Here is a 10,253-nt window from a genome sequence, read left to right as displayed (position 1 = left end):
GCAATTAGCATCGATTCTAGAATTAGTCCTGCTAATTCTAACGATTCTCGTAAAGCGGCTGCTAATAGGGGCTGCAAGTTGTTGTCCACAGGTTCGTCAGGTAGAATAAAATCATCTGGCAGTTTTTCCCAGGTGATTATCGTTGATTTTGTCGGTAAATCAATAGCAGATGGTGTCATGTTTATCTCTTTTTCATTAAGAAAAGCCAAGAATACTTAAAAAAGTCGGTTTTCCCTTAATCACCCTTTGCAGAAATTTTTTAGCGTCAAGACAACATATTCTAACATTTCCTCCGTTAATCCGGGATAAATGCCCAGCCAAAAAACACTACTCATGATTTTATCGGCATTGCTTAAATCCCCAACGACTCGATAATTTAACCCCTTATAAAGAGGCTGTCGCAATAAATTTCCTCCAAATAATAGCCTTGTGCCGATGCGTTTTTCCTCCAAATGCTTAACCAAATCATTGCGGCTAAAAGGCGCATTTTCCTTAACAAAAATCGGAAACCCGAACCAACTCGGTTCAGAATCCGGGCTGGCTTCAGGCAGAATTAAAACATCTTGAAGCTCCTGTAACTTTTGATGCAAAAAGTCGAAATTTTCCAGGCGCTTTTTGATAAATCCTGGCAATTTATCCAGTTGCGCTACCCCGACGGCGGCTTGCATATCGGTCATCTTCAGGTTATAACCCACATGAGAATAGGTGTACTTATGGTCATAACCAAAGGGTAAATCTCCTAACTGCCAACCGAAGCGCTTATTACAGGTATTATCTACCCCTGGAGGACACCAACAATCTCTCCCCCAGTCACGGAATGACTCGACAATCTTTTTCAAGCGGGTATCGCTGGTTAAAACGGCTCCCCCTTCTCCCATAGTCATGTGATGAGCAGGATAAAAGCTAACTGTTGCTAAATGCCCAAAGGTGCCGGTTTTTTGCCCTTTATAAAGACTTCCCACCGCATCACAGTTATCCTCGACTACCCAGAGGTCATGTTTTTCGGCAAAAGCCATCACCGCTTCTAAATTAAACGGATTTCCCAAGGTATGAGCGATCATAATCGCTTTAGTCTTCTCTGACAAGGCCGATTCCAGCTGCTGGATGTCGAGGTCATAACCGGGTAATTTAACGTCTAAAAAGACCGGAATTAGCTGATTTTGAAAGATGGGGTTAACTGTAGTCGGGAAACCTGCGGCGACGGTAATCACTTCATCCCCCGGTTTAAGTTGTTTTTCCCCCAATTTAGGGGAAGTTAAGGCACTTAAGGCCACTAAATTGGCTGAAGAACCAGAATTGACTAATAAACAATGTTTTACCCCCATCCACTGGGCAAAACGTTCCTCAAATTCCGCCGCATATCTGCCCGTCGTTAACCAGAAATCTAGGGAAGAATCCACTAATTTGACTAATTCTTGCTCATCAAATACCTTACCCGATGCCGGAATATAGGTCTGCCCCGCCACAAAAGCCCGGGGTTGAAATTTGTGCTTATAATATTCTTGTACTGCTTGAAAGACTTGCTCTCGCAGTTCTGCTTCAGTATTTGTATTGGGGGGAGAAATAGATTGAGTCATGGTTAATTTCCTTTCAGGGGAGAAATTTGAACTTAATTATTACTTAATTTGGACCATTATCAGCCTTGAGTTCGCTAATCGATCAGACAACTTTGATAATATTCGATTTGTTGGCGGGTAAGGTCTTGGAATTGTGCTTTATCTTCAGAGTCCATTTGAGCCGCTTGATAATACCATGTCACCGTTTCCTTGAGGGTTTGCCGAAAATCCCAGACGGGTTGCCATTTTAGGGTATGGAAAGCCTTATCCGTGACTAGATTAAGCAATTTAGCCTCATGAACAGCATTCGGATCACTTTGATCGAGCCAAGTTCCTGGCCAAAGTTGTAGGATAGACTCAACTAACTCTTTAACTGGGCGATTAGAAGTCAGAGACGGACCGAAATTAAACGCCCCATATAACCCCCGGCTGTCTTGCTGCCAGTTAGCCGTCATCAACTGCTCATAAATCGACTCAGCTAACCGTAAATAGCCCCCCAAAGGCTCTAAAACGTGCTGCCAAGGGCGAGTCGCTAGAGGGTTCCGCACCGGAATCGCTTCCGACTTTATCAAAGCCCGCATCGCATCAGGTACAATCCGATCTAGAGACCAATCTCCGCCACCGATGACATTTCCTGCCCTGGCACTGGCAATGCCGATGGGGGTTTGAGGGGTTTTAAAGAAGGAATTTCGCCAAGATGCGATCGCCAATTCCGCCCCAGCTTTGCTAGAACTATAGGGATCGTAACCCCCCAAGGGGTCATTTTCCCGATAACCATAGACCCATTCCCGATTCTCATAGCACTTATCGCTAGTAATAAACACGGCGGCACAGGGATGAGTCAGGCTTTTGAGGGCCTCTAAAACGTGAATAGTCCCCATAACATTTGTGTTCCACGTTTCCACCGACTCCAGATAAGAAAGCCGCACCAAGGGTTGTGCCGCTAAATGAAAGACTACATCCGGTTGCCATGAAGCGATTAAACGAGCCACTAACTCAGCCTCTCGAATATCTCCTATATGATGACTCAGGTTCTGAGCTAAGTCTAATTGGTCGAATAAGGCGGGGGTGGTATTGGGGGCTAAACTGAGGCCTTTTACCTCTGCCCCCAGATGGAGTAACCAAAACGCCAGCCAAGACCCCTTAAAGCCAGTATGACCAGTAATAAAGACCTTTTTGCCCGACCAAAATGCTTTCTTTACCATATTTTCCATCTAGCTTGTCCAGTGTCATAAAGGTGATTGAGCATTTCCATTTCTCGGTAAGTATCCATACACTGCCAAAACCCATCAGGCTCATCCCAGGGGGAGAGGGGAGCTATTATTGTCCGCAAGTCAAATAGACTCGCCATGCCGGGTTTTCAGTTAATTTCAGCGGCTTTCTGCCAGTAATCGCCGAAAAGAATTTTTGAGAAGGCTTAAAGCCATCACCCTAAATCTTTGGGAGCCACTATACAGGAACTTGACCGAGGATGTCAATTAGTTAAGCTGTTAGTGGGACTTAGGCGTTTTCGGTCAGCAAAAAAGGCTCAAACCATTACGGGACAAAGGGTTAACCTCGATTTATGATTTTCCTTGATCTATCTGAGTTTCAGCGATTTTGGGCTTCTCGAAGTAAATCCCAAGCTGGGATTGGAGTTGAGGCTTTTCTCGATTTGTTTTTTGTCTAAGTCCCATTAGGCATCTAGAATGGTTAGCTGAGACAAAAGGGGAGCAGGGAACTTCTGAGCGGGGAGAGTCGTTCTTGATTTTCGATGCCTCGTGATTCAAGGGAAAATCAATTAAGTATTTATACTTATTGTATATGGCTTGAATTTGGTGTGAACATACAGCTATGCTTGGGTGGCAGGGATTTTAATATTGTTCTGGACTCGAAAGTGTTACATAGCGGTTTTAACTCACCTGAAGTACAATTTAATCATTTACTCCTGCCTCCTGCCGACCCTATGGCTGCTTCAAACTTAGGGCTATGTACTGAGCGTGACATGAAGGGTGCTGTGGCCTACCTAGGTGGGTCGTGGGGACCGGTTCACCCCCATCTCCTCTCCCACTCTGGAGACGTGATGCTCGTGGTGTTGGCAAATCGTTTAGACTGGCTATATGTTAAGCTAAAATTTGAACTCGTACTGAACTTTATCTAATTTGTAAATGAGTAAAAAAACCTTCTGTATTTTGGAACAGGGCCAACTAATTAATGAGCCTTGCACTATAGAAAAACGAGAACTATTTACTACTGAATTTAGTGACTTTTATCGCCTTAATTGGGCAACGGAAGATGACCCCAATGCTTTCATTACTGCGAAAGGAGTAACTTGGAGTGAGGGCAGAAGCTTGCTATATAGGGAAGTTCCCAAAGATTATGAATACTACATTTTTATCGATGATGATGTTACCTTTGTTGCTGATGAAGGGGTAGATATTCCTAAAAAGATCAAAGAACTACTCGATGAATATCATCCTATTGCTGCAACTTTTTACGATCCTAAACAGTGGGCATTTCTGCCGATTAAAGCTTCTTATGAGGATTTAATCTCCAGAAAATGCTTTCCCATTAGCGGATATGATGCAGAATCTCAAATCCTCTCCCAAAGCTATGCTGATGTCATCTTACCAGCGATTTATCATGGGGCACATCGTACTGATTGGTATCTTCAGTGGGTTTGTTATCAAACCTTTCCCCTGAAGCAAATGTGTTTTACTGACATTCGAGTTAAGAATGCCCGCAGCGGTGGCCATAGTAAAATTCAAAAGCCGCAGCATTATGAGCCAACAGAAGCATTGTTTTTGTTTAATCGACACGCCAAGAAGCCATATCCATTGTTGAAAAAAAAGGATGATATTCTTAAAAATAATGTTGAAGTTTTTGAGCGGCTAGTTGATAAAACCCCTATTGAGTTCACTCTGAAAGACCTGGCAAAGGTCTATGATATCAGCAACACTGATTTTAAAATTAGACAACCTACTGCCAGTAGTCGGTACTTGTACAGAAAACCTTGGAATCGTTTTGTCTGGAAACTGGTCAGAAAACTGACAGGGGAATATAAATATTAATTCCACCGCGCTCTGGCTTTGAAAGCTGTCAAATTGCTACTCACTTATGCTGGGACAGCCTGACAAAAAGGCATTTTAGTTGTCAGTCAAAAGTCTCAGGAAGTATTTAACGTAGCCAGTCTCAATGATTCTTAAACACAATTCTTCTCCGCTCTCCAGAGTGAGAGAGGGGTTAGGGATGAGGGGATTTTACAATTCATTGAGTTTTGCTATACATTAGCCTGTGGTTAAACTTTTATACGGAAAATTTGCCAGACAATCTCCTATGGACTAAACTTTTTAGCCATTCAGGCATAGAGAGAATTGCCATGTATAATAAATTGGCAGCTAAGAGCCAATTGATCATTTCATCAACTAACCAAGGATATAAGAATGGACTTGCGTAAAAGGTTGTCACCATAGCGACTAAAGCCATACTGGAAGGTAAGCTCAATTGATTTTCTTGCTTAATCCAATCCAAAATTTGAGGAAGGGCAAAGATTAGAAAAGTTAATTTGTAATCATAAAGCATGCCAATAACAAGAAAATTTCCTAAATGAATTGCTGCCGCAAGACGGAAGTAATCAATGTATCGACTTTTATCTAAAGATTTGTCCGAATCGGTTGAGACAAAATCCGAACTAAGCCATTCTTTAAAAATTTTAAATTTCGACAATAAAACTCTGGTTAAGATTGACATAGTAAATAAAATCATAATTATATACATCATATATATGATCGTATTTTTAAGATCAGTTTCGCCGCTAGTAAGCTTTGATAGAATATATTTGACTGCACCAAAGAGGACTTTATAGCCAAAACTATACCAAATTCTCCCATCATGAATGCTTGAGATAGTTTTAATCTCCCCTATACTAGCGAGAAAATAAGTAATAAAAGCAGTGGTAAAAATAGCCGACAAGAACAGAAATAGATTTCTTTTTTCTTTAAGAATTACCGCCAGTCCAAAAATTGGAAATAGTTTAACAACCCCCCAAAAAAATATTAATAAATAGGCACACAACCTAAAAATTAATGCTCGGCTATTCTTAATTATCATTAGTGCGACACCCAGCCAAGAATAGATAACAATATCTACGTTGCCACGTTCCACTAAAAGCATTACCGGTGGTGAGCATAAAATTAGGGCATAAACTATAGCTTCTTGATAATTTAATCTGCCAATGATAATTAAAGTTATAACATAAAAAATTAAAGCAAAGAAAACTCCTAAAAATATAGTATCACGCTGCTCTAAACCCAGCCAAGTTAATGAAGACCAACTACTAGGATAAGCTATTTGAGTGAAGCAGGAATTATTTGTTAGGGAAACTTCGCCTGTCAATCGATCACAATCAAAAGCCCCTAATACGGCTGCAAGATCGATAAAAGGGCTTTTAACCGCAGGAACCCCTAGTTTCCTCCAAAACTTGTGATAGGGAACAAAAAAATTAGCTAGATACAATAACCCAAAATATCCTAAAAGTGCAGCAACTACCAAAAATCTGCCATCAATTTTTGATTGCTTTTTGAGCATTTTCCTAATCTGGAGATGTATTGAATTTACTATGTCCACTTTGTGCCTCCTGCTATTCAAGGATTGACTATCTGTCCATGACCTGAGTTCAGTATAAGACGATCATTGCGCCGCTAAATGAAAGATTACATTCGGTTGCCATGAGGCGATTAAACGGGCCACTAACTCAGCCTCTCGAATATCCCCTATATGATGACTCAGGTTTTGAGCTAAGTCTAATTGCTCAAATAAGGCGGGGGTGGTATTGGCAGCTAAACTGAGGCCTTTTACCTCTGCCCCCAGATGGAGTAACCAAAACCCCAGCCAAGACCCCTTAAAGCTAGTATGACCCGTGATAAAGACCTTTTTTGCCCGACCAAAATCCTTCCTTTACCATATTTTCCATCTAGCTTGTCCAGTGTCATAAAGGTGATTGAGCATTTCCATTTCTCGATAAGTATCCATGCACTGCCAAAACCCATCATGCTTATAGACGGTGAGTTCTCCTAAAGCGGCCAGGGTTCTGAGGGGCTGTGCTTCAAAAGTCGTCGCATCTCCCTCAATTAAATCCAAAACCTTGCGATTTAAGACAAAATAGCCCCCATTAATCCATCCTTCAGATGTTTGGGGCTTTTCTTGGAACTGACTGACTAGATTATCCTCAATCACTAACTCGCCAAAGCGAGAAGGAGGACGAACCGCCGTCAAGGTCGCTAATTTCCCATGAGAGTAATGGAAATCCAACAGATCCGCAATATTCACATCACAAACCCCATCCCCATAGGTGGCCAAAAAGATCTCACTTCCGCTTTGATCTATATAAGAGGTGAGACGTTTAAGACGGCCTCCCGTCATGGTTTCCTGTCCCGTATCAACTAACCAAATACGCCAGTCCTCTTCATCATGTCCACTATCGAGTTTGGTCACTTTTTTATTGCCTAACTCTAAGAGGACATCACTTTGATTCCAATCATAGCTAAAGAAATAGTCCCGGATTATTTCCCCTTTATAACCTAGACAGAGCATAAAGTCAGTTAAGCCATAATGGGCATAAGTTTTCATGATATGCCAAATAATTGGCCGATTTCCGACAGCAATCATCGGTTTAGGTCGAAATTCGGTTTCTTCCCGCAGTCGGGTTCCTTTGCCACCACACAAGATAGCCACGGGAATGTTAGACTTATAGTCCTTAACTGTTAAACTGACCGATTGTATTACCATTAGATTATATAGTGAAGGGTCTTGAGAGTGACATCATCTTATCGAGGCAGTTTAACACGGGATTCCTGATTGTGTCCAAGATCTGTCTAAAAAAAATTTTGTTAAGCGAGTGTACCCAGTTTATTGCTAAACAGGCTCTTAAATCCTATAGCAGTTATCTTTATGGTGAGGTACGAAGTTTTCGTTTTGGGGAGTCGGCCAGTAATGCTAAATCAGGTTATACTTCATCTTTAACGCTATAATTCTGACCGAGTAGGACTAGAAATTCGTGCTACCATGCGAAGATAAATATTCGGGTATACGGTCACGAAGCTACCAGACAATTTTAGGATAAAAATACCGACACTTATGGGGAAATCAATCAATAAAGTCCGAGTAACGGCACTGATTTTAGGGATTCTAGCGATCGCCTTTGCCTTTTTCACCAGGATTGTCAGTATCTTTGAATACGTTACCTTCGATATCGGACCGGATCCCGATCAGATTACCCTTGGTTATCTTTCGATGGATATGTGGAAGGGAAACTTTCCTCAATTGGGACCACCGGGGGGTGGTGGAAAATATGGATTCACAATCCCCCCCCTCTATACTTATTTAGCCTTTCCTCTGACAATTTTCGGTACCGCTCCCGAATTTCAAGTCCTTACCAATGGACTATTTTCTTTTCTATCGATTCCCCTCTTAATCTACTTTGTTTATCAACTTTTAGAAAATGTAGAACAAGATAAACGTCTTCTCCTGTCCAGTTTGGCAGGATTTTGGTATAGCACGATTTATGCGGACTATTTCATTAATAATTTTTTCTGGTGTCCTAGCCCAATACCCTTTTTCATGCTCGTTTTTGCTTTACTCTATCGTTTCCAGATGGAAACGAGTAAGCCGCTGCTCTATCAGGCTATAGCTTGGATATTCTTCGGGATTACCGTCGCTATATTGGTGAGTTTACACACCACCACGATGTTAATTATCCCAGTGACTTCTGTTATCGCCTCTCTATGGTTTGTTTATCGAAATCGAAAGAATACTCGTAAATGTCTTTTGCCTTTTCTATCGATTCTCTCCGCAAATCTCGCCTTGATTATGTATTGGAATAGTGAGATAGTTCGGAATTTCGCCAATACGAAAGGACTGGTGAGAGCGCTCACGGAGAAGGGGGCGAGCGGTGAACCATCGAGTAATCTGTTCACTCGTCTATTTAAAGCGATTTGGGAAACGGTTTATCTGGGTAATCAAGTGTTTTTTTTGAATGACAATATATCGATTTTCAATGTCGTAGTTTCGGCTATTTTTTTCGGCATTTCTCTATACATAGTCATCAAAAAATATCGAGGCAATAAAACACTGATCGGCTTTTTTGCGATCACTTGGATAATTTTTCTCTACGCTTCCTCTAATTATCCTGATGAGCATTTTTATTCCCATCGTAAAATCTTACTCTGGTTTGCTCCTATCCTCTTGGCGATCGCTAGTCTGGCCTATCTAAACTTTACTAAGACTTTCGACAGGATCCTCGGTCTAGTTCTAGCAATTATCATCGGCTATTCTATCGCAACTAATCTCTATTTCAATCAACGTTATCTTGCTAGTAAATACGGTTCCGAAAGACTCCTATCCGTGGCCGATACAGTGGAAATTATCAATCAGATTCCGGTCGGTTCAACCCTTTGTGATCCGGCCAAGAAAGGCAAAAGAAAAGAGCATGGTCAGTATGATTATATCGATACCTTTATGACCAAAAGAGAGCTAACGATAACCAATGCCTGCCCATCGGGTAGTTATTATATACAGCCGAAATTTAAAATGGCTATCCAAATGAACGATTTATTTCCAATTTTTACCCTCGCCAAAACCCCCCCTCTCGATCGCCCGATGACTTCCCTTCTTGAAACCCCGGAAGCCTATCTCTATAAAATTGAGTAGAAATAAGTAGGTGGGTGGAATTAAATATAAGATGAACGTAGGTTGGGTTGAAGCATGAAACCCAACGCCTGATTATGTTACGCTACCGCTAACCCATCCTACAAATAATTGTGCCTCCCTACTTACCATCGTGCTAAAATAGGGAACCTCGAAATAGACAACTTATCGCCTTCCCCCGGAACTTCATTACAGACCAAAATATATTCTTGAGTTACTTTAGCAAGAGCTTTAGACGTAGGCGTTTTTAGCGAAGGAAGTCTCAAATTAGTTATGGCCTTTTGCGGAGGACAAAACCTATTCCTCCTAAAATGATTAAACCGATAACGATAGAAGGTTCAGGAACTTTGCTAAAAGTTAGGCTACCTTGTCCCGCAATACCCAAGCGAGGAGTATAGGCAAAAGCCGCTTCACTGAGGTTAAACAATCCGCTAGTCAGGGCAAAATTAGCGATGGGAAAGAAAGCATTAGTAGAGGTGACACTATAATCGATGCCAATAAAAGTCTCATCGAAATAATTGACCACGGGAGGGGCATCGGCCGAAGCGAGATTAAAGGTATTGGAGAGTAGATTAAAACTAATATTGGTCAAGGGGATAGATTCAAAATCCACTCCTGTAATCGCCGCATTATCGAAACTAGCCGAACCGGAATAAGTTCCCGTCAGACTTCCATAAGTTATGACACCTTGAAAATTGTAGGTGATATTTGCCCCTTGCAAACTATTGACATTAACACCAAAATATGCTAGGGATAAACCTGTGATTAAAGCAACTTTATTCATGGTAATTACTCCTTAAAAAAAACTCAGGTGGGCATTGCTCATGCTCACCTTTGTAACCCCTAAATCAGGTTTTATGTCAAGCTATTTTGGGTTCTTCGTTACTTGGTATGGTTCGATAGGGGGGCATAAATCGACTAAATCCTTATCTGGTAAGAGACTTAATGGATTAGTTCGCTCTAGATCAAAAACAATTGTCAAAAATCGCTAAATGCCTTTCTATATAAGGGTTA

At 41.4% G+C, this 10,253-nt stretch carries 10 protein-coding genes; 3 read left to right on the top strand and 7 right to left on the bottom strand.

Annotation, left to right across the window (positions count from 1 at the left end; genetic code table 11):
- Window positions 1-239: 239 nt before the first annotated feature.
- From rfbH to O9290_RS02465, 3 genes are all read right to left on the bottom strand, one after another.
- The gene (gene rfbH / locus O9290_RS02475; RefSeq protein WP_288059062.1) at window positions 240-1,577 is read right to left on the bottom strand and encodes a lipopolysaccharide biosynthesis protein RfbH; all 1,338 of its coding nucleotides are present in this window, start codon (window positions 1,575-1,577) and stop codon (window positions 240-242) included.
- A gap of 74 nt (window positions 1,578-1,651) precedes the next feature.
- Window positions 1,652-2,770, bottom strand: coding sequence for a CDP-glucose 4,6-dehydratase (gene rfbG / locus O9290_RS02470; RefSeq protein WP_288059067.1), 1,119 nt, complete (start codon window positions 2,768-2,770; stop codon window positions 1,652-1,654).
- Complete coding sequence (locus O9290_RS02465) at window positions 2,755-2,907, bottom strand: hypothetical protein (protein WP_287730926.1); 153 nt, start codon at window positions 2,905-2,907, stop codon at window positions 2,755-2,757. Before O9290_RS02465 ends, rfbG begins: the two co-directional genes overlap by 16 nt.
- 402 nt (window positions 2,908-3,309) lie before the next feature.
- Between O9290_RS02465 and O9290_RS02460 the strand changes: the two genes are divergently transcribed.
- A complete protein-coding gene (locus O9290_RS02460) occupies window positions 3,310-3,696 on the top strand; it encodes a hypothetical protein (RefSeq protein WP_288059069.1) in 387 nt (128 codons plus the stop codon).
- A 7-nt stretch (window positions 3,697-3,703) separates the two neighbouring features.
- Window positions 3,704-4,606, top strand: coding sequence for a hypothetical protein (locus O9290_RS02455; RefSeq protein WP_288059071.1), 903 nt, complete (start codon window positions 3,704-3,706; stop codon window positions 4,604-4,606).
- A gap of 235 nt (window positions 4,607-4,841) precedes the next feature.
- Here O9290_RS02455 and O9290_RS02450 read toward each other — a convergent pair whose 3' ends face one another.
- The 3 genes from O9290_RS02450 to rfbF form a co-directional block, all read right to left on the bottom strand.
- Window positions 4,842-6,122 carry a hypothetical protein gene (locus O9290_RS02450; protein ID WP_288086642.1) on the bottom strand — a complete coding sequence of 427 codons (1,281 nt, stop codon included), beginning with the start codon at window positions 6,120-6,122 and terminating at the stop codon, window positions 4,842-4,844.
- A gap of 102 nt (window positions 6,123-6,224) precedes the next feature.
- Window positions 6,225-6,404 (bottom strand): polysaccharide biosynthesis protein, encoded by a 180-nt coding sequence (locus tag O9290_RS02445; protein ID WP_288059084.1) that lies wholly within the window; start codon window positions 6,402-6,404, stop codon window positions 6,225-6,227.
- 87 nt (window positions 6,405-6,491) lie between these two features.
- Window positions 6,492-7,322 carry a glucose-1-phosphate cytidylyltransferase gene (gene rfbF / locus O9290_RS02440; RefSeq protein WP_288059075.1) on the bottom strand — a complete coding sequence of 277 codons (831 nt, stop codon included), beginning with the start codon at window positions 7,320-7,322 and terminating at the stop codon, window positions 6,492-6,494.
- 348 nt (window positions 7,323-7,670) lie between these two features.
- Between rfbF and O9290_RS02435 the strand changes: the two genes are divergently transcribed.
- On the top strand, window positions 7,671-9,242 hold the full coding sequence (locus O9290_RS02435; protein WP_288059077.1) for a hypothetical protein: 1,572 nt from the start codon (window positions 7,671-7,673) through the stop codon (window positions 9,240-9,242).
- 268 nt (window positions 9,243-9,510) lie between these two features.
- Here O9290_RS02435 and O9290_RS02430 read toward each other — a convergent pair whose 3' ends face one another.
- Complete coding sequence (locus O9290_RS02430; protein ID WP_288059079.1) at window positions 9,511-10,023, bottom strand: PEP-CTERM sorting domain-containing protein; 513 nt, start codon at window positions 10,021-10,023, stop codon at window positions 9,511-9,513.
- Between the last annotated feature and the right edge of the window lie 230 nt (window positions 10,024-10,253).

It is taken from the genome of Microcystis sp. LE19-41.2A (assembly GCF_027530405.1).
Lineage (GTDB): Bacteria > Cyanobacteriota > Cyanobacteriia > Cyanobacteriales > Microcystaceae > Microcystis > Microcystis aeruginosa.
The sequence above is the reverse complement of the archived record's forward strand: the minus strand, read 5'-3'. Positions and strand labels throughout refer to the sequence as shown.

Excerpts from the sequence above, each read along its gene's own strand:
- rfbH (WP_288059062.1), bottom strand. The coding sequence starts at position 1,577 with ATGACTCAATCTATTTCTCCCCCCAATACAAATACTGAAGCAGAACTG.
- rfbG (WP_288059067.1), bottom strand. The coding sequence starts at position 2,770 with ATGGAAAATATGGTAAAGAAAGCATTTTGGTCGGGCAAAAAGGTCTTT.
- O9290_RS02465 (WP_287730926.1), bottom strand. The coding sequence starts at position 2,907 with ATGGCGAGTCTATTTGACTTGCGGACAATAATAGCTCCCCTCTCCCCC.
- O9290_RS02460 (WP_288059069.1), top strand. The coding sequence starts at position 3,310 with ATGCCTCGTGATTCAAGGGAAAATCAATTAAGTATTTATACTTATTGT.
- O9290_RS02455 (WP_288059071.1), top strand. The coding sequence starts at position 3,704 with ATGAGTAAAAAAACCTTCTGTATTTTGGAACAGGGCCAACTAATTAAT.
- O9290_RS02450 (WP_288086642.1), bottom strand. The coding sequence starts at position 6,122 with ATGCTCAAAAAGCAATCAAAAATTGATGGCAGATTTTTGGTAGTTGCT.
- rfbF (WP_288059075.1), bottom strand. The coding sequence starts at position 7,322 with ATGGTAATACAATCGGTCAGTTTAACAGTTAAGGACTATAAGTCTAAC.
- O9290_RS02435 (WP_288059077.1), top strand. The coding sequence starts at position 7,671 with ATGGGGAAATCAATCAATAAAGTCCGAGTAACGGCACTGATTTTAGGG.
- O9290_RS02430 (WP_288059079.1), bottom strand. The coding sequence starts at position 10,023 with ATGAATAAAGTTGCTTTAATCACAGGTTTATCCCTAGCATATTTTGGT.